This is a genomic window from Streptomyces sp. QH1-20 (genome assembly GCF_041283565.1).
GTDB lineage: Bacteria > Actinomycetota > Actinomycetes > Streptomycetales > Streptomycetaceae > Streptomyces > Streptomyces syringius.
In genome coordinates this window covers 1112551-1139166 of the sequence record NZ_CP166299.1, presented here as the reverse complement: position 1 = coordinate 1139166, position 26616 = coordinate 1112551, and the positions used below count along the sequence as shown (strand labels likewise).

The following is a 26616-nucleotide window of genomic DNA, read 5'->3' as shown; positions in this document are numbered from 1 at the left end:
ATGGTCGGGGGGCCGGAGAGGTGCGGGTTCCTCCACCGAGGCGCAGTGGCGCTGTGTGGCGGATCCGTACCTCAGGGTGCTCGGGACGTTGTCACCTCCGTGAGTGCTTCTGCCGGGGTGCTGCGGCGTTCCGCCCAGGTGTCGAGCGCGGTGCGGCACGCGTGGTCGAGGTGGTGCAGCTGTGAGAGATCGAGTTCGGCGTTCCGGTGGGCGGGGAGTTTTTCGAGAGTGTCGAGAATGTGCGGCAGGCGCAGGAAGGTGGCGTTGCCGGTGAGGGTGACGACGAGGGGGCCAGGGCCACAGGCCGGTTCGTGGACCTGAAGGTGAACGCGCGAGGTCTCCCAGGCGGCTTTGAGCACGGCGAGAAGCAGGCCGAGGAGGACGCCCTCGAACATGTTGGTGGTGACGATGGCGAGGGCGGTGACGGCCAGCACGACGGCTTCACCGCGTTCGTCGCGCCACAGGGGGATCAGTTCCTTGACGGGGATGAGTTTGCAGCCGGCGTGGATGAGGACGCCGGCGAGTGCGGCCAGCGGGATGATGCCGATCGCGGCCGGAAGGAGGGCGGCGAACAGCAGCAGCCACGCTCCGTGCAGGAAGCGGGAGAGTGCAGTCCTGGCCCCTGCCTGGACGTTGGTCGCGCTGCGGACGATGACGGCGGTCATGGGCAGGGCGCCCAGGGCGCCGCAGAGGGTGTTGCCCACACCCTGGGCCATGAGTTCCTTGTTGTAGTCGGTGCGGGGGCCGTCGTGCATGCGGTCGACCGCGGCGGCGCTGAAGAGGCTTTCCGCCGAGGCGATCAGGGTGAAGGCCAGCACCGTGCTCAGGGCGGCCAGGCCGATCAGTGAGGTGAAGGCCTCTGCTCCCGGCGGCTGAACGGCCTGGAGGAGTCCTCGGACTTCGACGTGGGCGACCGGCAGGCCGGCCAGCGCGGTCGTGGCAGTGGCCAGGGCGACCGCTGCGAGCGGCGCGGGCACCGTGCGCAGAGCGGCCGGGGCCTTCTGCCACAGCACGAGCACGACGATGGTTCCCGCGCCGACCGCGAAGGCGGTCGGCGTCCGGCTGCCGGTGGCGAGGTCGGCGGCCAGCTCCGGGATACCCATGATCTTCTCGGGTCCGGAACGCGGCTGCTTGACGCCGGCCATGGTGTAGAGCTGGCCGAACAGCAGCACCAGGCCGATGCCGGCGAGCATGCCCTGGACGACCGAGACCGAGATCGCCCGGAACCACCGGCCGATCCCCAGCGCCCCCAGGGCCAGCTGGAGCAGGCCGGTCGCCAGGACAATGGCCCCGAGGGCCCCGAGCCCGAATTTCTGGACGGCTTCGAAGACCAGGACCGTCAGGCCGGCGGCGGGCCCGCTGACCTGCAACGCACTACCGGGTAGGGCACCGACGACCAGGCCGCCGACGATGCCGGTGATCAGACCGAGTTCAGCGGGGACCCCGGAGGCGACGGCTATGCCGACGCACAGGGGCAGAGCCACCAGGAACACGACGAGCGAGGCCAGCACATCACGCCGCAGGGTGTCCGGGTCTTTGCGGAGGGAGAACATGGGGAGGGTTCCTCTCGCTGTGGGGGAAGAGAGGACCGGGAGGGCCCGTGGGGGGAGGGCGGCGTCACAGCGGAAGGAAGTGCCCGTACCCCGCCGACTCCGGCCGGTGCGCACGCACCGCGCCGGTGTGTACTTCGTAGTACCAGGCGTGCACCGACAGCTGCCCCTGCTCGACCCGCTCGCGCACACAGGGGTAGGCGCTGAGCCGTTCCACCTGGGCGACCGCGTTGCGCTGCACTGCCTCCGCCAGGTCGGGAGAACTGGCTGTCGTCTCCCGCACGGCCCGTGGCGCGGCCCGCTCCAGCCAGCCCCGCACGGCCGGCACTGCGGAGAGGTCATCCCCCTTGACCAGGGCGCTGACCGCGCCGCAGTGGGAGTGCCCGCACACCACGATGTTCCGGACCCCCAGCACGCGCACCGCGTACTCGATGGTGGCCATCTCCCCGGCCGGACGGTCGCTGCGGTACTCGGGCACGATGTTGCCCGCCGTCCGTAGCTCGAAGAGCTCACCCGGGCGCGCACCGGTGATGAGTGCGGGGACGACGCGTGAGTCGGAGCAGGTGATGAACAGGACGTCCGGGCACTGGCCGACCTCCAGCGCGCGGAATTCCTCGGCCCGTTGGGCTACGTGCATGGGGAACGATCGTGCGTTGTCTACCAGGGTCTTCATGGTGGCCTTCCTCCTGCGCTGCGCGGGTTTCCTGCGGGGCGCGGTGTGCTCAAGGTCATCATCGGGGGAGGTGCGGAAGCCCCCGTGGGGCTCCCGGCCGGCGTATGCACGCCGACGGTCCTGCGGTGCGGAGCGCCGGGGCGCGGGCTGTGGCCCGCAGCACCCTGAGGCGCGGTGGTGACGCGGAGACATCTTCGGTCCGGGCCACGCCACGCCGGATGAGTTGGCGCTCGCCTCGTGGTGTCAGGGGGTGCGGACAGCAGGGGTTGCGCGACGGCCGCGATGTCTTTGCCCGCACATTACCTGAGGGGATCGATGTCAAGGAATGGCCAAGTAATACTTTTGGATGGGTAATTGGCGCGTCGTGTTGGACGTGCCCCGGGGGCGTACGCCCCCGGGGGTGAGAAGAGCCCTTGGCAACCACGGGCCGTCGGCCGTCGACATCGATGAGGCGCGGGGCGGGAAAGGCTGACAGCAGCATGCGAGATGCCGGCCGACGTGCCATGTTCGGGCCCGGCGGTGAGATCGGCATGCCTGGCCGGCCCGGCAGGAGCCGGCCTACCGCACAACGGGGGGAGACCGCCGTGTTCGACCGCAAGGCTGAAGCAGACATGCGGCTGCACTCCGACAGGATGGCAGCCGAACTCGCACGAAAGCGCCGGGAGAAGGAAGAGCGCGAGAAGGCGGAACGCGAGAGGGCGGAGAGGGACGCAGCCGCTACCGATTCCCCGGCCCCGGCCGTCGAGGCGGACGAAGAGGACGACTCGGAGAACGGCGGCAGCGAAGGGCGATAACCCAAGGCAGGTGACGGTGTGGGCCGGGGGTGATGCGCGGTTTCGCGCCATCGTCAGCGACTTCGTCGCCACCCCGCCGGGCGTGTCGAGTCGGCGGACGGGTGGTCCGCCGGTGCGCACCCGGCGCGTGTCCACCCGACTGCCGGACGGTGCGCCCGTGCCCGCATCGTCGACGCCACCCTGGATGTCGAATGAAGGAAGTTGACGTAAAACCTTCGCTTTGCTGGTTTTTGACTTCTTCTTGAATGTTGATTGCCGGTAGCGTCCGGTCCTGATCGGGATCCCGATCAAGGCCGACTCGCGTCCGGGGCATCCCGTGCCGCTCGTCGGCTCCGCGTGAGCCGTTGGATGTCACAGGAGGATGCATGCCCTCTCGCATAGCCGCCGCGATCGCCACGTGTGCGCTGAGCCTCGGGGCCCTCGCCTCGGGCGCAGGCGCCGCCACAGCGGCGTCGCCGGCCCCCCCCGAGGGCGCGCCGTCGCTCCAGTCGGCGATCACCGCCCGTGCCGCGGCCGTGGACCGGTGCAGCTACCAGGTGGTCCGCTCCGACGACTCCCGCTACACGCACTCCGTGAGCGGAACCTTCGGTGGCACCGTCCGTGAGCTGCCGGTCCAGAAGGAGGACTTCGTCAGGTTCTCCGGCGAGTGGCGCAAGGTCGTCCAGGTCGACGCGTGCGCGGGCGGGCAGGGCCAGGCGCCCACCACGCTCCGGGTCACGGGGAAGCTGGAGAACCCGGAGCACTACGAACCGTGGGTGCCGCGGACGATCCGCAGCGCCGACCTCAAGCCCGCCGCCTCCTCGGTGATCCCGAAGGCGCCGGAGCTGACGTCCGTCGACCGCCTCGACGCCGCCACTGTCCGCGTCAACTGGAAGCCGGCACAGGGCAGCCCGGACCTGGTCGCCCTGATGGAGCGCAAGCCGTTCTACAGCAGCGAGGTCGGCATCTGGCACCCCTACACGTTCCAGCGGGACGTCCCGGTCGGTGCCACCTCGACGGACCGCAAGCTGGAGCGTGCCTCCGACATTCCCGCCTCGGTCCGCCCGCACTCCTACTGGATGCGTGTGGTCAAGGACGGCTACGTCAGCGACCTGCGCGCCGAGAAGCCGGTCACGGTCCAGCCGTAACCGTCTGCCGGTGCGTGCCGCGCGGTCTCCCCTCCCAGCGGTGACACCCTGCCGTGGGAAGGGGCCGCACGAGGCGCAGCGTAAGGCCCTCGGTCGGGCGGGCCGGTTCCTTGACCGCAGGCACCAAGTGCGCAACATCCGTCTCGTGGAGGGTGTGGACGGCCACGACATCGACTGCAAGGTCGACGGGTTCGGTCCCCTGCAGCTCAAGTCCAGCGTGGTCAAGAAGGCCTGACCCGGTGCCGCGCCGCTCGTAGCGGCGGCTCCCGGCATCCCGGAGAGTCCGCCGTGGTGGACCGGCGGGCGGGCCGCGGCCGGAGGGGGCCGGTCTCCCGCCCTCCGGCCCGGGGCTCAGCGTTCCGACAGCTCCGACGGGGCCTCCTGGACCCCCCAGCCGTTGCCGTCCGGGTCCTCGAAGGACATGAACGAGTTCCAGGTCTCGCCCTTGCCCTCCTCCCAGCCCGTCGCGCCGACGTGACGCACCGGGGAGACGTCCACGCCTCGCCCCACCAGCTCCTGGCGGGCCGCCTCGATGTCCGTGACACAGAGTTGGAGACCCTGCAGAGTGCCCGGCTCCATCGTCTTCATACCGGGCGCGGCGGGCATCCCCTGGAGCATCGCGATCGAGCAACGCGAGCCCGGCGGGGTCATCTGGATGACGCGCATACCGGGGGCGACCTCGTCGTCGAGGTCGACCTTGAAGCCGGCCTTCTCGGCGTAGAACTCCTTGGCCCGGTCCATGTCGGCGACAGGGACCGGAATGACTTCGAGCGTCCAGTTCATGGAAATCTCCTCAAAACTCAGCGGCTCCGACCGAACGGATCGCCCTTGGCGAAGCCGAAGACAACCGTACGGGCCGCGACCGCGAACACCAGGGCGGATCCACCGTCGCCCCCAGGAAGCCGTCGCGCACGTCGAAACGCCCAGGCCCGCCCCGAACTCGCCCGGATACCGACCGGCCAGGCCGCGCAGCCGCTGCCGCCCGCCCCTTGGCCGCCACTACCCCCGGCCGTGGCCCACCTCGACCAGTCCCGTCTCATACGCGGCGATCACCGCCTGGGCCCGGTCACGGGCACCGAGCTTCCCGAAGACACTGGTGATGTGGTTCTTCACGGTCGACACGCTGATGTCCATCGCGCCCGCGATCTCCGCGTTGTCGAGCCCCGTGGCCATCAGCCGCCATACCTCCAGCTCGCGCGGTGTGAGCTCGCCCGTGTTCGCGACGGGGGGCTTCGGACGGTGCGGGGCCCTGACGTAGGTGGAGATCAGCCGGGTCAGCAGCCGGGGCGCGACCGTGGCTTCCCCGGTGTGCACCACCCGGACCGCCGCGACCAGTTCCTCCGGCGAGATGTCCTTGGGCAGGAACCCGTAGGCGCCCGCGCGTAGCGCGGCCACTACGTACTCGTCCATGTCGAAGGTGCTCAGCGCCAGTACCCGGCACCCTGGCAGCTCCCGCGCCAGCTGACCGGTCGCGGCGACCCCGTCGAGCACCGGCATCCGGATGTCCATCACGACGACGTCGGGCCGTAGCCGATGGGCGAGGGCCACCGCCTCCGCGCCGTCCCCCGCCTCGCCCACGACCTCGAAGGCCGGGTCGGGCGCGAGGATCAGCGCCAGTCCGCGCCGCACCAGCGGCTGGTCGTCCGCGATCAGCACCTTGATCGTCCGCCCGCCCGTCGTGTCACCCATGCCGTCCACCGTCGCCTCGCTCATCGCAGTGCCCCCTCATCGGCCTTCAGCGGCAGCCGGGCCGACACCAGGAACCCGCCCCCGTCCAAGGGGCCCGTCTTCAGCGTCCCGCCGTGCAGCGCGACCCGTTCCCGCATCCCGACCAGGCCGTAACCGGAACCGGACCCGGGCCCGAATCCCGCATCCGCGCCCGCGCCGTCGTCCGTCACCTCCACCGCCACCTCGTCCGGCTCGTACGTCAGCCGTACGGACGCCCGCGACCCGCCCGCGTACTTGCGTGCGTTCGTCAGCGCCTCCTGGACGATCCGGAACACGGTCAGGCCCACACTCGACGGCAACGGGCGCTCCTCGCCCCGCACGTCGAGAGCGGTGGGCAGCCCGGCCCGGCACGACTCGGCGACGATCCGCTCCAGGTCCCCGACCCCCGGCTGCGGGGCGGTCGGCTCCTCCTCGACCTCCTCACCGGCCCGCAGTACGTCGAGCAGCTGCCGCATCTCCCGCAGTGCCATCCGCCCGGACCCCTCCAGGGTGATCAGCGCTTCCCTGGCCACCTCCGTGTCACGGGAGAGGTTGGCGCGGGCACCCCCGGCCATCAACTGCATGGTGGTGATGTGGTGGGCCACGATGTCGTGCAACTCCCGTGCGATGCGTCGCCGTTCGTCGGCCACGGCGCGGTCGGCGAGCAGCCGGCGGTTGGCCTCGATGTCCCTGTGCCAGCGGTTCATCACGGTCGCGGCGATGACGACGAGCAACCCGGCGGACCCGTTGCCCACCAGGTCGACGATCCTCGGCTGGGACCACGACGTCTGTCCCACCAGCGGCATCGTCACGGCAAGGAGCGTCGCCGGTGCCGCCACGGCCGCGCTCCTGGACCGTATGACCGTGTAGAGGGCGACCACGACCGTGGCGTTGAAGTGCTGCTCCACGGGCACGCTCAGGTTCAGCACCAGGCCGAGCAGCAGGACGGCTGCGAGCGTCAGCACCGGGGCACGGCGACGGGCCAGCAGGGGCAGCGCGGACACGACCAACAGCACGCACCCGGCTGCCGGGACGAACCCCCGCTCGACCTGGCTGGTGAGGGTGAAACCGATCAGGTCCACGGCCGCCGCCCCGACCGCGACCAGGCCGTCGTTACGGGTCCACGGCAGCGCGTCACCGCCCGGCAACCCCCCTGGGGCCCCGGCCGCCCCGGGTACAGAGCGCGTCGTCGACATCGTGGTCCTCCCCCCAGCCGCCCGCCGGCTGTTGCCGGGACACCACGACTGTCATCTCTTGATCCATTCTGGCACCGGCTCAGAGCCCCCGCCCCGGACCCCTGGGCCGATCCCCGGACCAGGACCACGGTCCTGGTCGGCGGCTCCTCCCGGCCCCCGCTCCCAGGCTCTTCTCGTCCCGCACCCGGACGTTTTCCGCCCTCGGCGCTGATGAGCTGGACAACGGCCGGGAGAACCCGGCGCTCCACCCACTGCCGGAGGAAAAAGTGATCCGCGCCCTGACCGGGTTCTCCACCCGCAACCCATGGAAGGTCATCGCCCTCTGGGCGGTGCTGGGCCTGGCCCTGACCATGCTCAGCCAGGTGCTGATCTACCGGGTCACCCAGACCCAGAGCGGTGACTTCCTGCCCGCGAAGTACGACTCGGCCGCCGCACTGAAGATCGCCGAGGAGCGGTTCGGGGTGAAGCCCGACGCCAACGCGGTGACCGTGCTCGTCGCCCGCGCCGACGGCAAGCCCCTCAGCGGCCCCGACCACCGCAGGATCGGCACCGTCGCCGAGCGGCTGGGCCACCGGCGCGTCCCGATGCCCGAGCCGAAGGAGGACGACGACCCCGCCTTCCTGCGCCGGGATCACTCCCAGACGCCCAAGGTCAGCCCCACCATGGTCGCGCCCGACCGCAGCTTCGAGCTGCTCTCCGTGCAACTGACCGGCAACTCCACGGACCCCGCCCTGCACGACCTCTACCGTGTCTTCCGCGACCGGGCGAAGGGCGACTTCGCGGAGGCCGGGATGCGCGCCGGCTTCACCGGGGGCCTGGCCGACCTCGTCGACACCGCCGAAGCCGAGGAGACCACCCAGAAGGTCGTCGGCGTCCTGATGGTCGGTCTGATCGTGCTGATCAACATCCTGGTGTTCCGCAGCGCGCTGGCCGCCATCGTGCCGCTGCTCGCGGTCGTCATCATCGGCGGCGCGGCCGCGGGCGCGGTCGTCGGCGCCGCGATGCTCACCGGCATCAAGCTCGACACCTCCACCCCGAACATGATCAGCGTCGTGCTGATCGGCATCGGTGTCGACTACTTCCTCTTCCTTCTCTTCCGCTTCCGCGAACAGCTGCGGGCCCGCCCCGACCTGCCCGCGCGCGTCGTGTCGGCCGAGGTCAGCGCACGGGTCGGCACGGCGATCACCTCGGCCGCCCTCACCATCGTGGCCGCCTTCGCCACCCTCGGCATCGCGACCTTCGGACAGTTCCGTGTGCTCGGCCCCGCCATCGCCGTCTCGGTGCTCGTCATGCTGCTGGCCAGCCTGACCCTGATGCCCGCGCTGCTCGCGGTCAGCGGACGCAAGATGTTCTGGCCGTCCCGCTCCCTCAAGCGTGAACCGCACGGCGGCACGGCGGCGCGCGTCGGCGACCTGGTCGCCCGCCGCCCGTTCACTCTCGTGCTGGCCTCCGTCGCCCTGCTCGGCGCGCTGGCGGCCGGACTGGTCGGCATCCGGATGGACTTCGGCCAGACCACCGGCACCCACGACACCCCGGCCGCCGCCACGTCCGCCGAGATCTCCCGCGCGCTGCCCGCCGGAGTGTCCGATCCGGCCACCGTCTACGTCACCGCCAAGGACGGCCGCACCCTCACCGCCGCCGGACTCGACGCCCTGCCCAAGGCCCTTGCCCAGGTCAAGGGTGTCGGCAGTGTCGGCAGGACCACCCTCAACGACGATCGCACCGCCGCCCGCATCGACCTCTACCTCACCGCCGACAGCCAGACACAGCAGGCACGTGACCTCGTCTCGGGACCCGTCCGTGACACCGTCACCCGCCACACCCCGGCCGGTTCTCAGGCCCACGTCGGCGGCACGGCCGCGATCTTCGCGGACATCTCCACCGCCGTCGACCACGACCTGAAGATTGTCTTCCCGGTCGCCGCCGTGCTGATCGCCCTCATCCTGCTCGTCCTGCTGCGCAGCCTGCTCGCTCCGGCGGTCCTCATGATCGCCGTCGGCCTCGGCTTCGCCGCCACCCTCGGCGCCTCGGCCCTCTTCTTCCAGCACCTGCTCGACAAGCCGGGTGTCAACTTCGTCCTGCCGCTGGTGCTGTTCCTCTTCGTCGTCGCCCTCGGCACCGACTACAACATCCTGATCAGCGACCGCATCCGCGAGGAGATGGAACGCCCGGGGCCGGCCCGCGCCGCCGTCGCCCGCGCCGTGCGCCACACGGCACCCGCCATCGCCACGGCGGGCGTCGTCCTCGCCGCGTCCTTCGGCAGCCTCGCCGTCAACGCGGAACCCTCCACCCAGCAGATCGGCTTCGCGACGGCGCTCGGCATCATGCTCTCCGCCTTCGTGCTCTCCATCGTGCTGGTGCCCGCACTCGCCGCGATCCTCGGCCGGAGCACATGGTGGCCGGTCCGCCCGGGCCGGGACCGGGGCCGCCACCACGCCGACTCCCGGGCCGGCCGGCCGCACCGGGACCACGTCACTGTCCCCTGACCGGCCCGGCGGGCAAGAGTGAGGCCAGGAGCGGTCCGGTGAGTCATCCAGGACTCATCGGACCGCTCCTGGCCACCATGCCGCTGCCTTACGGGAGGGGGCGGGCTCAGAGCGTCAGGAACGGCTTCTCGCCCGCGATGTTCATGCGGTGCATCAGGCGCTCGTGCGGGAAGTAATCCGCCACCGCGAGGTGCTGGGCGCAGCGGTTGTCCCAGACGAGGAGGTCACCCGTCGCCCAGGCGTGGCGGTAGATCAGCTCGTTGGTCTCGATGTGCCGGTAGAGGAACTCCAGGATCGCCCGGCTCTCGGAGTCGGTGAGCCCGTTGATGCGGGTCACGTACGGCGAGGAGATGTACAGGGCCTTCCTGCCGGTCACCGGGTGCGTGCGCACCAGGGGGTGCTCCACCGGCTCCTGGTCGGCGAACTGCTCGTCCGGGTCGATGCCCTTCTTCTTCAGCGACCGCTGGAGGTTGCCGTAGTCCGCGCCGAACGCCTTGCGCACGTCGTGTATCGCCGTGAGCTTGAGCAGCATCTCCCGCATGGGCTCGGAGAGCGTCTCGAAGGCGAGGTACATGTTGGAGTACAGCGTGTCGCCGCCGACCTTGGGCGTCGTCTTGGCGTGCAGCACCGTGCCGAGCGGGGGCTCGGCCCAGCCGCTGTTGTCGGTGTGCCAGGAGTTCAGGCCCGGCGGCTTCTGCTCGTTGTTGTGGAGGACCATGCACTCGGGGTGCCCCTCCACGGTCATGGGCAGCAGGTGGTCGTGCCTCAGAAGCGGACCGAACCGCGCAGCGAATCGTTTCTGCTGCTCGACGTCGAGGTCCTGGCCGGGGAAGACCAGCACGCTGTACTGGTGGAAGGCGTCGTGAACGGCCGTCCACACCTCGTCGGTGAGGTCCTGCGACAGGTCGATGTCGAGCACCCGGGCCCCGATGGCAGGGCTGACCGGCTCGATGGTGGGCAGGGACGTACTCATGCTTCTCCTCGGGATTTAGGAATGCTGTCCTGCGGGTGCGGCGAGGGAGTCGGTGGTGTCCAGGGACGCGGTGGTGGCCAGGATGCGCACGAGGACATTCGGGTCGATCACACCGCCGCTGACGATCGCGCACGGCCGGCGCCAGCCGTGCGCGGTGGCGTGCTTGAGCGCGGCCGCGTACGCGGCCGCGCCTGCGCCCTCGCAGACGATCTTGTCGGTGAACGCCAGCGACGCCAGCGCACTCGCGATCTCGTCCGGGGTCACGGTGAAGACCCCGGCCAGCTTGTCCTTGAGCCGTTGGAACTGTGCGGGGAGGACGAAGCTGGCGCCGATGCCGTCGACGAAGGACTTCTCGTACGGCACGTCCGTGGGGCGGCCCGCCCGCAGGGAGGCGGTCAGCGGCGCCCCCGTGCTGATCTCCACGGCGTACACCGGTATGTCCCTGCCCGACGCGCGCAGCAGCGAGGTGATGCTGTAGGCGAGGTGTCCGCCGCCGTACGGAACGAGCACGGCATCGACGTCGGGGAGGTCTTCCAGGATCTCCAGCCCGACCGTGGCGCAGCCCAGCGCGACGTAGGGGTTGCTCTCGGACGCCAGGAAGAATCCGGGGAGTTCGGGGTAGCGCGAGGTGGTCATGGTCTGCCGCCAGGTGGCGTACGGGACCTCGAGGATCTGTGCCATCGGGTTGTAGCGCGTGATCTGGTCCCGCTTGGCGCGCGGGATCCCCTCGGGCACCACGACGGAGTAGGCGAGGTCCAGTTCGGCGGTGGCGTGGGCGAGGCCCTGTGCGAAGTTCCCCGAGCTGCAGGTCACCACGCCGTGCCGGGCGATGTGGTGCCAGGTGTCGGGCTCGAACCGGCGGTATCCGTGCAGCGCGCTGAGCGCGCCACGGATCTTGAAGGAGTCGGTGAGCTGGAGATTCTCGCACTTGATGTACACATCGGCGGTGCTCTGTGCCTTGGAGCGCAGCAGCGGGGTGTGCCGGATGTACGGGCGGATGAGCTGCTGCATGTTCCGCACGGCCGTGGGCGAGACGGCGTGCATGTCGTGGGAGGTCAGCATGCCAGTTCCGCGACCGGGTAGAGGAAGTCCTCGGTCAGGCCGAGCTTGTGGGCCATGGAGATGCTGGCCTGCTTGTCCTCGGCGCAGGTGATGATGACCCGCAGGCCGTTCCTCACGCTCCAGCGGGTGACTTCGGCGAGCAGGAACGAGGGAAGTCCCCGGCCGCGGTAGTCGGGGTGGGCGAAGGTACCCAGTTCGGACAGGCCGCCGCCCAGCACGCCATGGGCGTCGGCGGCGATCCGCCCGTCCTTGCGCAACGCGAAGCCGATGGCGTGTTCGGCGTAGTCGGCGCCGGAGCCGAAGATGCTGCGGGCCATCGGCGAGTCGAGCCGGTCGAAGAGTTCGGCGTCGATGCGGACCAGTTCGAAACCGTCCGGCAGTTCCGGCTCGGGGGCGCTCCAGCCGACGAGCGGTTGGCTGAACTGCCGTCGCAGGGCCGGGGTGAAGCCGCTGCCGGCCGCCAGTTCGCCGATGCCCGGCTCGGACGGGTGGACGATCTGGACCGCGCCGCGTCCCTCGAGGAGGGTACGGGCCTGGTCGAAGAAGGCGCGGGTCAGGGTTCCCGCGGCGAAGCAGAAGGGCGAAAGGGTGGCGATCAGACAGGCGACCGGGACCCCGTTCTCTTCGTGCACCCACACACGGCCGGGTAACTTCTCGTCGAGGACGCCGTGCACGAATGCCAGATTCGGGTACTGCGGCCCGAATAATGGCTCGACGCGCGCGTAGTCCTCCTTCGCTAACTCGACCAGCACCGTGCGGTCCGCCTCTCTCACGCCTACTCACGTCAAACGCCAGGGATTCGTGTGTCATTCCTGCGGCTGGCCGGGCGGCAGGACAATTCAGCCTGCATCACGGCGACAGCCGCGCAACAGAATGCATCCGGTCATGATCGGTCATGTGCGTCCGGAAACCGCCCCTGGGATAGTCCGGGGCAGTGCCCTGTCGTTACGTGACGGTCTGGGCGGTGTTGGGCTGTGGATGGTGACGTTTTGCCCGGTCGACGTCTCCCCGGCGAGCAGGGGCGGATCGGCCGGAGCGCCGTTGGGCGGTGGGCGGCCTCCTTGACGCCGGCCCGCGCCGCAGGGGCCGCCGCCGGCTCGTCAGCGCATGCGGCAGCCCCCGAGCGTTCGTCACTCCGGCTGCGGCACCGGCACGGACGCCCCCACCGTGTGCAGATGCACCACGACGTCGAAGGCACGGCCCAGCGCGAGCGGCGGCGTCGGCTGGTTGGGGTACCGGCCGGGGATGACGAACGTCGGACGCGCCGTGTCCAGCCAGCCGGCCACCGCCGGATCGCGGCGCGCCGCGCGCAGGTCGACATAGAAGTCGCGGTAGCGCACCTTGTCGAGGGTGTACTCGTTGCTGCCGGGCGCGGCGGGACCGACGCTGTAGGTACCCGCTTCTCCCGTCGCCGTCTTGGCGCGGTAGTCGCCGCTGTTCAGCGAGGTGCCGACGGCGAGGTACTCCCGGCCCACGAGCTCACGCAGGTCCGCCCCCATCGTGACCGGGTAGGACTCGGGCACCGCGGACTCGTAGGCGGCGTGCCCGTTGTGCGCCGAGACCACGAGCCGCCGGCCGGTCTGCCGCTGCCACCACACGGCGGTCTCGGCCATGATCCGGTCGCGGTGGCGGCTCGCGGCCTTGGCCTGGGCCGGATCACTCCAGTCGACGGTGTACTCCGTGGCCATGTGCGAGATCACCCGGGCCTCCTGCAACACCCAGGGATCCTGCGTCCCGGCCTCGGACAGCAGCCGGTAGGCAGCCGCCGCGTCCTTCTCGATCGCCTTGCGTTCACCGAGCGGCAGGGCGTTGTACGCCGCCATGCGCGCGGCCACCCCGGTGGGCAGGGCGCGCAGAGTGGCGTAGCGGCGGCGGAGTTCGGGCACGAGAGCAGGCTCGTGGCCCTCTGCCCAGGTGAGGATGTGCTCGTACTGCTCCGGTGCGGCGTCGGAGAAGTCCAGGCCCAGGATCCGGACGGGCCGCGCACTGGTGCGGTTGTGCTCACGCACCCAGTTGAAGAGGTTCAGGAACTCCTCCGTGTTCAACAGGGAGTACCCGTCCTGGAACTCCTCCCGCAGGATCTGCCGCAGGTCGCCCTCGCCGGTACGGACGTACGCGTCGATCCGGGCGGCCGCCGACCAGCTGATCTCCATGGCGAAGGCGGAGAACCCCTCCCGCGTCACCAGCTGCCGGAGCAACCGGTCCTTCACGGTGAACAGTTCCTTCGAGCCGTGCGAGGCCTCGCCGAGCCCGACAATGTTCGCCCCGCGCGTCATCGAGGCGAACGCGGCCAGGTCGTTCCCGGACCCGCCGGGCTCGGCGGTGCGCAACCGGTGGGCGTACCGCTCCAGGCCGGTGACCACCTGGTGGTCGGAGGCCGAGAGGACGGGGGCCGGCCCGGCCTGCGGCCCGGCCGCTGTCGCGGTGGCGGCGGTAGCGCCCAGAAATGCCGTCAGGGCGAGCGTCAGGGACAGCGCCTGTGCCACGGGTCGGTGTATGGATGTGTGTGCCATGCAGGGATGTTATCCAGGCTGCTGGCCGGGTTTATGTGGCCGGTACCCATCCGCAGCGCGGACGCTACGTGTCCGCACCCCATCGATCCGCCGGCACCGCCTTCCTAGGCTTTCCGTATGACCGACCCCACGCCCGCCCCTCCTGACGTTCCCCTCAACGCTATTGATGTCGCGGGTCCTTGTGTGGATTTCGCCGGGCGCACCGCCCTCGTCACCGGCGCCGCCAGTGGCATCGGCGCGGCCTGCGCCCTGCGGCTCGCCGCCGCCGGGGCGACGGTGCGCGCCCTGGACCTCGACGCTGTCGGCCTCGACGCGCTCGGCCGGAGAGCGACGGGCCTGCCGGGCGGTGTCGAAGCCGTGGTGCTCGACCTCGGCGACCTCGACGCGGCCGAGCACGTCGCGGCAGCCGGGACCGACATCCTCGTCAACAACGCCGGCATCCAATGCGTCCGCCCCCTTGAGGACTTCCCGCCGGATGTCTTCCACCGGATCATCACCGTCATGCTGGAGGCACCCTTCCGGCTCCTGCGGGGAGCTCTGCCGCACATGTACGACAGGGGCTGGGGGCGGATCGTCAACATCTCCTCCGTCCACGGGCTGCGTGCGTCCCCCTGCAAGTCCGCCTATGTGGCCGCCAAACACGGCCTCGAAGGGCTCTCGAAGACCGCCGCGCTCGAAGGAGCGCCCCACGGCGTCACTTCCAACTGCGTGAGTCCCGGCTACGTACGCACACCGCTGGTCGAGAAGCAGCTCGCCGACCAGGCCACCGCGCACTCCCTGCCCGTCGGACGCGTTCTGACGGAGGTGCTGCTGGCCGGACAGGCACTCAAACGGCTCATCGAACCGGAAGAGGTCGCCGAAGCCGTCGCCTACCTCTGCGGGCCGCATGCCTCCTTCATCACCGGCAGCACCCTCACCATGGACGGCGGATGGACCGCTCGCTGACGGGCCACCCGGTGCCGGCAGGCCCGTCGACGGACCACCCGTCGTCGGCTCACGCATCGCCCGTCGGTCAGCCTGTGCCCATGTGCTTAGACGACATGTGCTCCGACGGCCACTGCGAAAGCCCCTCCGCCACCTATCTCGCGCTGCTCGCGGGCGGCGCGTCCGCCGAGGCCTACGAACGGCCCGTCCTGCGCGCCCGCGCCGACGGGGAACCACCGGCCCGCCTCGCAGCCGTGGAGCGCGCCAAACACCTCGCCCTGCGCGTGCGGGCCGAACTGGAGGACCGCCGACGACGTGAGGCCGAACTCTCGGCGCTCATCGCCACCGCGCACGACCTGGCGGGGCTGCGCGACGTCGACGCGGTGCTGCGGGCCATCGTGCGGCGAGCCCGTTCGCTGCTGGGCACCGACGCCGCGTACCTCACTCTCCACGACGCCGTCGCCGGGGACACCTATATGCGGGTCACCGACGGGTCGGTCTCCGCACGCTTCCAGGAACTGCGGCTGGGCATGGGGGAGGGGCTGGGCGGGCTCGTCGCGCAGACGGCACGCCCGTACGCCACCGACGGCTACCTGAACGACCCCCGTTTCCAGCACACCACAATCATCGACTCCGGTGTGCGCGACGAAGGACTCGTCGCGATCCTGGGCGTCCCGCTCCAGCTCGGCAGTGGTGTCATCGGTGTCCTCTTCGCCGCCGACCGGCGCTCCCGCGTCTTCGACCGGCAGCAGATCGCCCTGCTCGCGTCCTTCGCCGCCCACGCCGCCATCGCCATCGACACCGCCAACCTCCTCGCGGAGACGCGCTCCGCGCTGGCCGAACTCGAAGCAGCCAACGCGATCATCCGCGACCGCAGCGCCGCGGTCGAGCGCGCGGCCGACATCCACGACCGGCTCACCGAGCTCGTCCTGCGCGGCGGAGGAGTCCACGACGTCGCCGCAACGGTCGCCGAAGTCCTCGACGGCCACGTCGAGTTCCTCGCACCCGACCACGGACCGGCGTCCGCCGTGGAACGCTCCCGCACCGAAGGACGCGCCGTCCTACAGGGGGATCACTGGATCGCGGCGGTGTCCGCCGGCGACGAACTGCTCGGCGCCCTGCGCCTGCGTGACCGCCCCGGCCTCGACCCCGTCGACCGGCGCACCCTGGAGCGCGCCGCCATGGTCACCTCACTGCTGCAACTGGCCCGCCGCTCGGCGGACGAAGCCGAACAGCGTGTGCGCGGTGAACTCCTGGACGAGCTGCTCGACGCCCCCGACCGCGCCCCACGCCTCCTGCGCGAACGCGCTGTCCGCCTGCACGCGGACCTCGACACCCCGCACCTCGCCCTCGCAGCCCGCATCGCCGACGAACGCGCCGATGCACCGGCCGACCGGCAACGCCTGTGGTCGGCTGCCTCCCATCTGGCCGCCACCGGCCACGGCCTGGCCGTCGCCCGGGACGGAAGCGTCGTTCTGCTCCTGCCCCACGGCCCGTGCGACAGCGCCACCACGACCGCCCGGAACACCGCACGCCGCCTCGGGGCCGCGACGCACGCACCCGTCACGGTCGGCGCCTCCACGCCCGTCCCCGCACCGGCCGCCCGCCCCGGCGACGTCGCCACCGCGTACACCGAAGCACGCCGCTGCCTGGACGTGCTGCACGCACTCGGCCGCGGCGGCGAGGGCGCGGCGGCCGACGACTTCGGGTTTCTGGGCCTGCTGCTGACAGGCCCGCACGGGGGCACCCACGTGGGGGAGTTCGTCACCCGGACGATAGGTCCTGTCGTCGACTACGACGCCCGGCGCGGCACCGCGCTCATCCCCACCCTCAACGCCTACTTCGCCGGCGGCATGAGCCCGGTCCGCACCAAGGACGCCCTGCACGTGCACGTCAACACCGTCGCGCAGCGACTGGACCGCGTGGGCCGACTCCTCGGCGCGGACTGGCAATCACCGGCCCGAACCCTGGAGATCCAGCTCGCACTGCGCCTGCACGGGCTCTCACCGGCGCTCGGTGGTGGCCGCGGCTGAATGCCGATCGTGCCCGGCGGACTCCTCGGCACCGTCGGCGAGATCGCGGTTCCGGGTCTCCCGGGCACAGGCGACGGCGACCAGGGTGAGGAGCGCCGCGCCCATCACATACAGGGCGATCGGGGTCGCGCTGTCGTGCTCGGCGAGCAGCGCCGTGGCGATCAGCGGAGCCGGCGCACCGGCCGCAACGGACGAGAACTGGGCCCCGATCGACGCGCCCGAGTACCGCACCCGGGTCGCGAACATCTCGGAGAAGAAGGCGGCCTGCGGCGCGTACATCGCACCGTGGAGGACCAGCCCCACCGTGACGGCGACGATCAGCGACGGGAGTGACCCCCTGTCGACCAGCGCGAAGAAGGGAAACGCCCAGGCCCCCACCCCCGCGGCGCCCAGCAGATAGACGGGCCGGCGCCCGATCCGGTCCGACAGGGCACCCCACGCGGGGATGACCACGAAGTGCACGGCCGAGCCGATCAGAACGGCGTTGAGGGCACTCTGCTTGGACAGCTGTGTCTGCTCGGTCGCGTAGACAAGGATGAAGGCAGTGATGACGTAGTAACGATGTTCTCCGCCATCCGCGCCCCCATGGCGATCAGGACGTCCCGCCACTGGTCACGCATGACAGCCACGAGCGGCATCCGTTCGGCGACATCACCTTGCCTCTTCTGCGCTTCCGCCCGGGCGAGGGCGGCCTTGAAGACGGGCGACTCGTCGACGGACAGCCGGATCCACAGCCCCACCACCACGAGCAGCCCCGACAACAGGAACGGCACCCGCCACCCCCACGACAGGAACGCCTCGTCCGACAACGTGGCCGTCAGCGCGGACAGCACCCCCGTGGCGAGCAACTGCCCGGCCGGCGCCCCGGTCTGCGGCCACGCGGCCCAGAACCCCCGCCTCCGCGCATCCCCATGCTCGGACACCAGCAACACCGCACCACCCCACTCACCCCCGAGCGCAAACCCCTGGACGAGCCGCAGAACGGTGAGCAGCACGGGCGCGAGGCCCCCGACCGTGGCATGCGTCGGCAACACCCCTATGGCGCAGGTGGCACTCCCCATCAACAGCAGACTCACCACCAACAGCCGCTTGCGCCCCAGCCGGTCGCCGTAATGCCCGAACACCAACGCCCCGGCCGGCCGCGCGGCGAAGCCGACGGCGTAGGTCAGGAACGACAGCAGCGTGCCGACCAGAGGATCGGAGTCGGGAAAGAAGAGCTTGTTGAAGACAAGAGCGGCGGCGGAACCGTAGAGAAAGAAGTCGTACCACTCGATGGTGGTCCCGATGAGACTGGCGACGACGATGCGGGGGAGCGAGTTGGGGGCGGCCATGGTCATCACTTCCGGGTGCGGTAGGGCGTGGCATTGCGTCGCCCTACCGTAGGAAGTGGCGGGTGGGGGGCCTATGTTGTGGGGATCCATAGTGTTGGTCCGGGGTGTGAGTGTGGCAGCCATACCGAGGGGCGAGGGGTGGCGTCAGGAGCCCAACTCGCGTCCACGTGCACCAGCGAGCCGGGGTACGGGTGCTCGTAAGCGTGGATGGGTTCTCCAGTGGCACGGTCGAGATAGGACAGCCTGTTCAGCCGCGCCGCGGTGAGGATACGGTGGACTGTCGACGCGGCGATGCCGAGTCGTGTCGCGAGTTGAACTGGGCCCTCCCTCAATCGCCTCCGCAAGCTGACGCATCGCATCGATACTGCCGTGGGCGTCTTCTTCGGCGAGGTCTTCGGTCGGGACGAGCGGTCTGGCATTGACTCGCCGGCAAGGTGGCGGTCGACCCAGCGCTTCACGGTGGGCCAGGAGACCTGGAAACGGGCCGCGACTTCGCTGATTGGCCAGCCGTCGTCAACGACGAGTCGTGCGACTTTCAGACGGTGGCGCGGGGTGAGGGCAGCGTTCGGATGTGACATGTCTGAGCTCCTGGACAGGTTGAAGGGCCGGCCATCGTGTGTGGCCGGCCCTTCGAGAACGAACATAGTGGGTAGGGGTCGTGCAGCTCAGTCCACCGGGGAGACCCGGATGAGGTTGCCGTCGGGGTCCGTGATCACGAACGTGCGGCCGAAGACAGCGTCGTACGGCTCCTCCACGACATGGACTCCCTTCGAGACCCAACTCGTGAAGATCTCGTCGACTGCGGACGCTGCTCCTGGCACCATCAGCCCGACTTCGCTCGTGCGAGGGGTGGTCGGGACCGCGTGTTCGCTGCCCCCCGTCCACAACGCGAACAGGACGCCGGGGGCTACCTCGAAAGCAACGTAGTGGGGACTGGTGAAGGTCGGTTCGATCTCGAACAGGTCGCTGTAGAAGGCCGTAGCGGCCTCGGCGTTGCGGACGTAGATCAGGAACAGGTTGGGGGCGGGCATAGAGCGCTCCTCAGATCGTTGAATCCTCGGTACCGCTCCAGTTGATCGCCTCATCGCGACAGAACCTGTCACCTTTTCTGCGAGCATTGGTCAGTATGAAGGCTTCGAGGCTGTTGCACCTCTTGCTGCTCCTGCAGACACGTCAGCGCATCACCACCACCGAGCTCGCCGAGCGTCTGGAGGTGTCCCGGCGGACTGTGCTGCGGGATGTCGAGGCGATCTCCACAGCAGGTGTGCCTGTTTATGCCGAACGCGGGCGGAACGGTGGAATCGTTCTGCTCCCCGGTGCACGGCTCAACACATCCCATCTGGAACCACCAGAGCTGGAGGTCCTCTCCGTGGCTGGTTTGGACAGCGCGCAACTTGAGCGCATGGGCCTGTCCGCGGTGCAGGAGTCGGCCGCGCGCAAGATCGCCGCCCGCCAGGCCGCAGCACCTGAGTCGCCGAGCCTGCTGCGACTGGCGGACCTGGTACTGGTGGACAGCAACGCGTGGCTTGCTGACTCAAAGCCAGCGGTGGACGTATCGGATCTAGCCTCGGCCCTGCGCCACCGACGCCGGCTGCGAATCCAGTACCGGCGCAGCGCCGAGAAACAGGCCTCGGCGCGGGTGGTCGACCCGTACGGGATCGTGGTGAAATCAGGCCGCTGGTATCTCATCGCCGACGACCAGGGGACCGGTCGGCTGTTCGCTCTGGAACGGCTCTCGGCCTACGAACAACTCGACGCGCCAGCTGTTCTCCGACCAGATGAGACCCTCCGCACCAGGTGGGCTGCGTTGAAGGAACGCACCGAGAGGCCAGGTCGCGTGAGCGTGACCGTCCGTCTGCGAGAAAATGGCCTCGACCTGGCACGGCGCATCCTCGGCACCCGCATCCACGATGTCTCCGACACGGAAAACGGCTGGTGCACCGTCGTCGTCCGCTACCCCGACATCGAGTCAGTGCGTCAGCTCCTCCAGTTCGGCGACCACATCGAGATACTCACCCCGGAGACAGCCCGCAAACGCATGAGCCAGCTTGCCAAGGACCTGGCTGAAAGACACTCGGTCCCAGCCTCGTGACTGCTAAGCGGCACGCCCTGCTCTCGATCAATGTCCCCGGTCGGTACAGCTAGGCATCGGGCTCCGCAACAGGCCGTGTGACTGTGGCTCATTGCGTGCGGGAGCCGGCTTGCCTGGATCTTTCGGGCCGGTGGGCCGGACCCGGGCGGGGTTGGCAGGTCGCGTTCGTCGTGTTGACTGTGCCCACCGTGGGCCATTGCTTAACTGTTCTGATGGCTATTGAACTGATGCTGCTGTGTCGGGTTTCCTATCGCGATCAGGAGGTCACTGCGCCCAGGCTGCGCGGCCTGCTCGCTCTTCTGGCGGGCGAGCTGCGCACGGGGCGCAGCACGGCGTTCCTGGTGGACGGCCTCTGGGCGCACGGGAAGCCGCAGAATCCGGTGAAGGCGTTGCAGACTCTGGTCGCTCGGGCCCGGAGTCTCCTCGGCGCCGACGTGATCGCTAGCACTGCGACGGGCTATCGCCTCACGCTGGATGAGGAGCAGGTCGACAGCTCCGCCGTCCTGCTCCGCGCCGTGGCGGCTGCGGAGCGGCTACGAAGGGAGGACCTGGCAGCGGCGCTCACCGAAGCTGAGACGGGCCTGGCATTGTGGGAGGCCGACAGCATGCGGGGCGAGGGAGACGTCCCCAGCGATCCGGTCTCCGCGCTGCGTGCGCAGCGGGCCCCGGCGTACTGGTCGCTTGTACGGGTCCGTGCTCTGGCCCTGGCGCGGCTCGGCCGTCGGGCCGAGGCGGTCGAACCGCTCACGGACCTGGTGCGGGAGCTGCCGCGGGACGAGGAGGCGCTGCTGGAACTGGTGCGCTGCCAGGCGGCCACCGTGGGCCCCGCTACCGCTCTGGCCACGTACGACGGCTACCGCCGCAGCCTGCGCGAGGAGCTCGGCTCCGATCCAGGGCCCGCGCTGCAGGGCGTACATCAGGACCTGTTGCGGGGGGCAGCGCCCGCACTACGCCGCGGGGTGTCGCACGATCCCAATCCCTTGCTCGGCCGGGATGTCGACATCGTCGCGGTGGCGGAGCTGATGCGGACCTCCCGGGTTACCTCGATCATCGGGCCGGGAGGCTTGGGCAAGACCCGCCTCGCACACGTGGTGAGCCGCGAGGCGGAGCAGCGGGTGGTGCATCTGGTCGGGCTCGCCGGTATCACCAGCGATGCGGAGGTGGCCGGCGAGGTCGCCTCGGCTCTCGGAGCCGGCCAGTCACTGCGCCCCCACACGCTCCCGTCCGCTGCCCCCGCCGATGTACTTACCGGCATCGCGGGCGCGCTCGGGCCCGGGCCGACGCTACTGGTCCTCGACAACTGCGAGCACGTGATCGGCGGCGTTGCACAGCTGGTGCAGGCCCTGGTGTCGATGGTCCGCGACTTGCGGGTGCTCACCACCAGCCGGGCTCCCCTCGGCATCTCCGCCGAATCGGTGCATCCGCTGCCGGAGCTGGATCTGCCGACGACCGTCGAACTGTTCCGGCAGCGGGCCCGGGCCGCCCGCCCCGGTGTCGAGCTGCCCACCGGGACGGTGGCCGAGCTGTGCCGTCGTCTGGACGGGCTGCCGCTCGCGGCGGAGCTGGCGGCGGCGCGGGTGAGGGTCATGACGGTCGGTGAGATCAACCACCGGCTGGCGGACCGGTTCACCCTGCTGCGGGGCGGGGCGCGGGACGCCCCACAGCGCCATCGAACCCTGCACGCCGTCGTCGACTGGAGCTGGAACCTCCTGGACCCAGCAGGGCAGGCAGCGCTGCGCGCGCTGTCGGTCTTTCCCAACGGCTTCACGGCGGACGCCGCTCGGCATCTACTTGATGACGACGAGCTCTTCGGTGGCCTGTTCCGCGGCGGCGAGGTGCTGGGGGTGCTCACTGACCTGGTTGACCAGTCGCTGGTCAAGATGGTGGACACCGTCTCCGGCGCGCGCTTTTCCATGCTGGAGACGATCCGGGAGTTCTGCACAGCCCAGCGGGCGCGGTCCGGGGAGGACGGCTGCGTGACCCGCCAGTACCTGGCATGGGCGCGCGACTTCGGGAGGCGGCATCACGACGTGCTCTTCGGGACCGACTCCTTCGGGGCCTGGGACCGGATCAGGGCCGAGCAGGACAACCTCGTCCAGGCGCTTCGGCTCGGCCTCGCCCAGGAGGACGGCGCCACGGTCGTGGCCACCACCGCGGTGCTCGCAACCTTGTGGACCACGGAGGCCAACTACCCTCGCCTCATCCCGCTCGCCCAGGACGCCGGACCACTGCTCTCCCACTTCCGGCCCCAACCCGACTTCGTCGAGGTCACCCGGACCGCCGCGGCCATGTGCGCCACGGTCCTGTTCCTCGGATTCGGCCCCGGAGCAGCGCGCACCCTCGTCGCCCTGCGCCGACTGCCCCCTGCCTCGCCAAATTCCCTGGTCGGAGCTGTCTCGACCGTACTGTGCGCCCTACCCGAACTCCTGCGCCCCGATCACTCGGTGCTGAATACCTTGTGCGACCGGGATGAGCCGCTGCTCGCCGGCGCGGCCAACTGCGCGGCCAGCCTCGTGTGGGAGAACGCCTACGACCCGGACCGTGCACTGTCAGCGGCTCAGCGCATGCTCGATGCCTTCAAGGAGCTGCGAATTCCGTGGATCCAGGTCATGGCTCCCGCCCGGATGGCCAGACTGTGCCTCCATGCCGAGCAGGGACGCGAAGCACTGCACCATCTGCAGTCGGCACTACAGGTCCTGGAGGAGTTAGGCGTCCAGAGTGGTCCCCCGGTCGGCATCCGCTGGAGCATGGCGCTCGCCAACCTGCACACCGGTGACCTCGACGAGGCCGAGCACTGGGCAGCACAAGCGACGCTGCCCCAGCCGCAAGAGACACCGGACACCCTCTCGCCCAGCCTTGAAATACGCGCCGAGATCGCACTCGCCCGCGGCGACACCGAGAACGGGCTGCGCCTATGGCGCCAGGCCGCCGAAGGAGCACGAAGCAGCGCCGCCAGCCCAGTCTTCGACCTCGAACTCGACCTGGAGCCCTGGGCCCTGGAGATCCAGGCCGCCGCCGTGACCGCCCACGCGCGATACGGTCGGCTCGACCTCGTCGAGGACCTCACCACCGCCCTCCACGACCGGCTTCCGGCGCTCCTGACCCCCCGCGCCGCCGCGCCGTCCCGGACGGACAGGGAACTCGCGAGCCTTCCCGTCTGCGGTGCGCTGCTGCTCGCGCTCGGTATGGCCGACCTCCACCACGGTCCGAACACCAGCAACGCGCGCCGCACCAGGTCGGGAACGCGACTGGTCGCCCTGGCCGAACGCTTCCGCCACCTACGCGTCTTCCAGCCGACCATGTCCTCCGCGCGCTCCCGCCAGGCAGCCGAACAAGCCGACAGGGCCGCATATGCCGAGGCGGTATCGGCGTACGCCACCCTGAACGATGACGCACTGCGGGCCGCCGCGCAGACGGCGTTGCGAGAGCGGGACTGGCTCTGAAGCCGCTCTGAAGCCGTTCTGAAGCTCACTGACGGCAAGCTCTGCACAGACGTCGCGAGACGTTTCCATCCCGCGGCGCGCCATGAAAAAGAGATGTTCGATCAATGTCCATGAGTGGGGAGGATCTGTGCGTAGGCACGCAGACAAGGTTCGCAGTGGTGTTCTCGCGGCAGTGGTAGCCGCATCCTTGGTGGCGGGAGCTCAGGCGGTGGCCGCGGCTGAGCTGCCCGGGGGCGGTACGACTCCGTCGTCGCCCGTCGAGGTGGACCCGAGCGACGACACCGCTCCGGCCACGCCCGACGAGAGCGCGGTGTCGTTGCCGGTGGACGACCCGGCGGCCCCGTCGATCGAGGCGCTGAACTTCACCAGCGAACTCGGAGGAGTGCTGACGGGATTCCAGTCGCGCAGATGGAAGGACGAGTCGTACTCGCAGGTGCTGTTCACCGATTGCTGGGCCGGTACGGGCAGCCCGGGCGGACGTAAATACTCCACCCTCGTCGACCTGCGCCACGACAGGTCCATGCAACCGGACAGGTCGTGGGGGGCGAAGAAGTTCACCAACTGCTTCAAGGGTGACCACAAGACGAGCAACGGCCAGTGGCACAACCTGTCCAACGGAAAGCACTTCTTCCAGATCAAAGAGATCGGAGGCATCGGTGACAGCCTGCAAATCAAGCTGGGTGTGAGGAAGGTGTACGTGGATACCTCGAAGGCTGACTGATCACTGACCCGCATCATCACCACGCCACCCTTGCCGTTATGAGGGTGGCGTGGTCCGTTCGACTTCCGGAGCCGGTTTCGTGAGACCTCTTGCTCGATGGCGCACCAGCGGCGCCCTGTGGCTTGCACCCGTGTGCCTGGCCCTAGTCCTGCTGTACTTCAAGAATATGCATGAGGATCCCGGCTATACGGACCTGCTGGATGGCCCCGTATGGGCGCCCTCGCTGGTGGCCCAGGCGCTGGATGCCTACTACTGGTTCGCCTATGCCATGGCTGTAGCCCTGGGGGCCTGGGAGGCAGGACGGCTGAAGAAGGACCAGGTGTGGTTGCTGGCCCCGTCCCGGTCCCGGTACCGCGTCACGGCTGAGACGTTGCTGCCCGGCGTCCTGGTCAGCTGGATGGTGCTGTTGCTGCCCGTAGTCATGGCGCTGGTGGAGGCGGGCGTGTGGCCCACGCTCAGCGCACTGCCCCTGCTGGGCATGGGGTTGTTCCTCGTCTGTGCGCACACAGTGATCGGCTTCACCGTAGGCCTGCGGGTGCACCGGGCGATCTCGGCGCCGCTGCTCGCCGCCGCAGTGCTCTACCTCGTCGGCTGGTCGGCATCCGACAGCAAGCGGATGTGGCCAAGGCACATATCCGGCCAGTACACCGAGGGGCTTCTGTTCGGCGAACTCGTCCCTTTCGCCAGCTTGTGGCCGCACCTGCTGTTCGCCGGATCCCTCGCCGCCTTCTGCGCCCTTTCATGGGTCTCGCTGGCAACCAGCCGGTCAACCCGTATCGCACTGCGAGGCGTGGCGTGCGGCCTGACCCTCGCGGTGATGGCCGTCTGCGTGGCCCATGTGCACTCTTGGGGAGCCGTCAGCCCTCTGTCGGCGAACAATGCGCCGCTGGACTGTAGGGGTAGCCAGCCAAGGGTCTGCGTGCCCGAGGCCGCCGGCGCCGACGTGGCGGGACTGCGGCAGGACGTCACGAGCACCGTCGACGCACTGCGAAAGGCCGGGGTCGAAGCTCGTATGCCGGATACGGTCAACGACACCCTGGCCGCTGGGCGAGCCAATACACGCTCCACCCGCCAGGAGTGGTGGCTGCCGCTGTCCAAGTCGGCCCACTCCGAGACGGTGCGCTTGAGCGTCGTACTCAAGTCTGTCCGCTTTCCCTGTATGCGTACCGACCAGGTCAATTCCCGTTCGGCAGTCCTTTGGGCGGCCACGGTGGCAGGTTCCGGCCAACGTTATCTGGCATGGCAGCGGCAGGAGTTGCAACAGTTTCAGAATGCCGATGAAGTGATGGCCGTCATGAAGCACCGGGTCTCCAAAGCACGCACGCTGACCCCGGCCGGGCAGACCGCCTGGTACCAGCAGGAACTGGTCAAGGCGTGCAAGAACGCGGGCGAGGACACCCAGCCGTGATCTGGTGGTTCAAAGCCCGACGCGTCGCGGTCGTGCTGATTCCGTGCATGGCCGTCTTCGCCGTACTCGTCGCCGGGTTCCCCCGCGTCGCGGTGGAGTTCCCCTCACTGCTGGTCGGCGGATCCAACGACTTCCTGGTCATGCTGCTCGCACCTGTACCGATCACATCAGGGCTGCTGTTGAGCCTCACGGCTCGCCTGGTGGAAGGTGAAGCCGCCGCATGGCGGCTGGTTTCCCGCTACGACACCGCCCTGATCCTCGCAACGGGCACCTTCGCCGTCATGCTGGGCGCCCTGGTCGGACAGCTCTCCGGCAGCGACGATGCCTGGTCAACGGGGCGCAACACGCTGTTCCTGACCGGCTTGATGCTCCTCGTCCACCCCGTCGCGCCCCAGGGCGCGGTGGCTGTACCCGTTGGGTGGATCTTCACAGTCGTTTTCGTCGGCTTCGACCAGTTCCACCGTTCCTACGCGTGGACGGTCCTGCCCCGGCCTCCCGCAGATCTGCCAGCCCTCACCGCCGCACTCATCACCTTCGCCGCAGGGCTGGCCGCACACGCCCGCTACCAGCTCCGCCCGTAAGG

Annotated in this window: 20 protein-coding genes and 3 pseudogenes; 11 read left to right on the top strand and 12 right to left on the bottom strand. The window is 69.7% G+C overall.

Annotated elements, in window-relative coordinates; all coding sequences use genetic code 11:
• Positions 1–71: 71 nt before the first annotated feature.
• Both AB8O64_RS05115 and AB8O64_RS05110 read right to left on the bottom strand, forming a co-directional pair.
• Positions 72–1553 carry a SulP family inorganic anion transporter gene (locus tag AB8O64_RS05115; RefSeq protein ID WP_370418072.1) on the bottom strand — a complete coding sequence of 494 codons (1482 nt, stop codon included), beginning with the start codon at positions 1551–1553 and terminating at the stop codon, positions 72–74.
• A gap of 64 nt (positions 1554–1617) precedes the next feature.
• Positions 1618–2223 (bottom strand): carbonic anhydrase, encoded by a 606-nt coding sequence (locus AB8O64_RS05110; RefSeq protein WP_370418071.1) that lies wholly within the window; start codon positions 2221–2223, stop codon positions 1618–1620.
• Between the two features lie 584 nt (positions 2224–2807).
• Between AB8O64_RS05110 and AB8O64_RS05105 the strand changes: the two genes are divergently transcribed.
• From AB8O64_RS05105 to AB8O64_RS05095, 3 genes and pseudogenes are all read left to right on the top strand, one after another.
• The gene (locus tag AB8O64_RS05105) at positions 2808–3017 is read left to right on the top strand and encodes a hypothetical protein (RefSeq protein ID WP_370418070.1); all 210 of its coding nucleotides are present in this window, start codon (positions 2808–2810) and stop codon (positions 3015–3017) included.
• A 365-nt stretch (positions 3018–3382) separates the two neighbouring features.
• Positions 3383–4144 carry a hypothetical protein gene (locus AB8O64_RS05100; RefSeq protein WP_370418069.1) on the top strand — a complete coding sequence of 254 codons (762 nt, stop codon included), beginning with the start codon at positions 3383–3385 and terminating at the stop codon, positions 4142–4144.
• Between the two features lie 124 nt (positions 4145–4268).
• Positions 4269–4379 (top strand): annotated as a pseudogene (locus AB8O64_RS05095) (PhnA domain-containing protein); the annotation flags it as partial.
• A 116-nt stretch (positions 4380–4495) separates the two neighbouring features.
• Here AB8O64_RS05095 and AB8O64_RS05090 read toward each other — a convergent pair.
• The 3 genes from AB8O64_RS05090 to AB8O64_RS05080 all read right to left on the bottom strand — a co-directional run bounded on the left by AB8O64_RS05090 (position 4496) and on the right by AB8O64_RS05080 (position 7047).
• Positions 4496–4927 (bottom strand): VOC family protein, encoded by a 432-nt coding sequence (locus tag AB8O64_RS05090; protein WP_370418068.1) that lies wholly within the window; start codon positions 4925–4927, stop codon positions 4496–4498.
• Between the two features lie 216 nt (positions 4928–5143).
• Positions 5144–5857 carry a response regulator gene (locus AB8O64_RS05085; RefSeq protein ID WP_370418067.1) on the bottom strand — a complete coding sequence of 238 codons (714 nt, stop codon included), beginning with the start codon at positions 5855–5857 and terminating at the stop codon, positions 5144–5146.
• Positions 5854–7047, bottom strand: a complete 1194-nt coding sequence (locus AB8O64_RS05080; protein ID WP_370418066.1) for a sensor histidine kinase — start codon at positions 7045–7047, stop codon at positions 5854–5856. The genes AB8O64_RS05085 and AB8O64_RS05080 overlap by 4 nt, the downstream gene beginning before the upstream one ends.
• 266 nt (positions 7048–7313) lie before the next feature.
• Here AB8O64_RS05080 and AB8O64_RS05075 point away from each other — a divergent pair, with 266 nt between their 5' ends.
• The gene (locus AB8O64_RS05075) at positions 7314–9533 is read left to right on the top strand and encodes an MMPL family transporter (RefSeq protein WP_370418065.1); all 2220 of its coding nucleotides are present in this window, start codon (positions 7314–7316) and stop codon (positions 9531–9533) included.
• Between the two features lie 106 nt (positions 9534–9639).
• Here AB8O64_RS05075 and AB8O64_RS05070 read toward each other — a convergent pair whose 3' ends face one another.
• From AB8O64_RS05070 to AB8O64_RS05055, 4 genes are all read right to left on the bottom strand, one after another.
• Positions 9640–10506 carry a TauD/TfdA dioxygenase family protein gene (locus AB8O64_RS05070; RefSeq protein ID WP_370418064.1) on the bottom strand — a complete coding sequence of 289 codons (867 nt, stop codon included), beginning with the start codon at positions 10504–10506 and terminating at the stop codon, positions 9640–9642.
• Positions 10507–10521: 15 nt separating this feature from the next.
• On the bottom strand, positions 10522–11568 hold the full coding sequence (locus tag AB8O64_RS05065; protein WP_370418063.1) for a pyridoxal-phosphate dependent enzyme: 1047 nt from the start codon (positions 11566–11568) through the stop codon (positions 10522–10524).
• Positions 11562–12341 (bottom strand): GNAT family N-acetyltransferase, encoded by a 780-nt coding sequence (locus AB8O64_RS05060; RefSeq protein ID WP_370418062.1) that lies wholly within the window; start codon positions 12339–12341, stop codon positions 11562–11564. The genes AB8O64_RS05065 and AB8O64_RS05060 overlap by 7 nt, the downstream gene beginning before the upstream one ends.
• Before the next feature lie 357 nt (positions 12342–12698).
• Complete coding sequence (locus AB8O64_RS05055; protein ID WP_370418061.1) at positions 12699–14081, bottom strand: erythromycin esterase family protein; 1383 nt, start codon at positions 14079–14081, stop codon at positions 12699–12701.
• Between the two features lie 117 nt (positions 14082–14198).
• Here AB8O64_RS05055 and AB8O64_RS05050 point away from each other — a divergent pair, with 117 nt between their 5' ends.
• Positions 14199–15026 (top strand): 3-hydroxybutyrate dehydrogenase, encoded by an 828-nt coding sequence (locus AB8O64_RS05050; protein ID WP_370418060.1) that lies wholly within the window; start codon positions 14199–14201, stop codon positions 15024–15026.
• Positions 15027–15106: 80 nt separating this feature from the next.
• Positions 15107–17038 carry a helix-turn-helix domain-containing protein gene (locus AB8O64_RS05045; protein ID WP_370418059.1) on the top strand — a complete coding sequence of 644 codons (1932 nt, stop codon included), beginning with the start codon at positions 15107–15109 and terminating at the stop codon, positions 17036–17038.
• On the opposite strand, the pseudogene AB8O64_RS05040 reads toward AB8O64_RS05045, so the two are convergent.
• The 3 genes and pseudogenes from AB8O64_RS05040 to AB8O64_RS05030 form a co-directional block, all read right to left on the bottom strand.
• Positions 17009–18375, bottom strand: a pseudogene (locus AB8O64_RS05040) (MFS transporter). The gene AB8O64_RS05045 and the pseudogene AB8O64_RS05040 sit on opposite strands and share 30 nt — an antisense overlap.
• A gap of 155 nt (positions 18376–18530) precedes the next feature.
• Positions 18531–18947, bottom strand: a pseudogene (locus tag AB8O64_RS05035) (helix-turn-helix domain-containing protein); the annotation flags it as partial.
• 87 nt (positions 18948–19034) lie between these two features.
• Positions 19035–19400, bottom strand: coding sequence for a VOC family protein (locus AB8O64_RS05030; protein WP_018091439.1), 366 nt, complete (start codon positions 19398–19400; stop codon positions 19035–19037).
• A 95-nt stretch (positions 19401–19495) separates the two neighbouring features.
• On the opposite strand from AB8O64_RS05030, the gene AB8O64_RS05025 reads away from it, so the two are divergent.
• The 5 genes from AB8O64_RS05025 to AB8O64_RS05005 all read left to right on the top strand — a co-directional run bounded on the left by AB8O64_RS05025 (position 19496) and on the right by AB8O64_RS05005 (position 26614).
• Positions 19496–20461, top strand: a complete 966-nt coding sequence (locus AB8O64_RS05025; protein ID WP_370418058.1) for a helix-turn-helix transcriptional regulator — start codon at positions 19496–19498, stop codon at positions 20459–20461.
• Positions 20462–20673: 212 nt separating this feature from the next.
• Positions 20674–23904, top strand: coding sequence for a BTAD domain-containing putative transcriptional regulator (locus AB8O64_RS05020; protein ID WP_370418057.1), 3231 nt, complete (start codon positions 20674–20676; stop codon positions 23902–23904).
• A gap of 208 nt (positions 23905–24112) precedes the next feature.
• A complete protein-coding gene (locus AB8O64_RS05015; protein ID WP_370418056.1) occupies positions 24113–24625 on the top strand; it encodes a hypothetical protein in 513 nt (170 codons plus the stop codon).
• A gap of 166 nt (positions 24626–24791) precedes the next feature.
• Positions 24792–26033: a hypothetical protein gene (locus AB8O64_RS05010; protein WP_370418055.1), complete on the top strand. Its 1242-nt coding sequence runs from the start codon at positions 24792–24794 to the stop codon at positions 26031–26033.
• On the top strand, positions 26030–26614 hold the full coding sequence (locus tag AB8O64_RS05005; protein ID WP_370418054.1) for a hypothetical protein: 585 nt from the start codon (positions 26030–26032) through the stop codon (positions 26612–26614). Before AB8O64_RS05010 ends, AB8O64_RS05005 begins: the two co-directional genes overlap by 4 nt.
• Positions 26615–26616 lie beyond the last annotated feature (2 nt).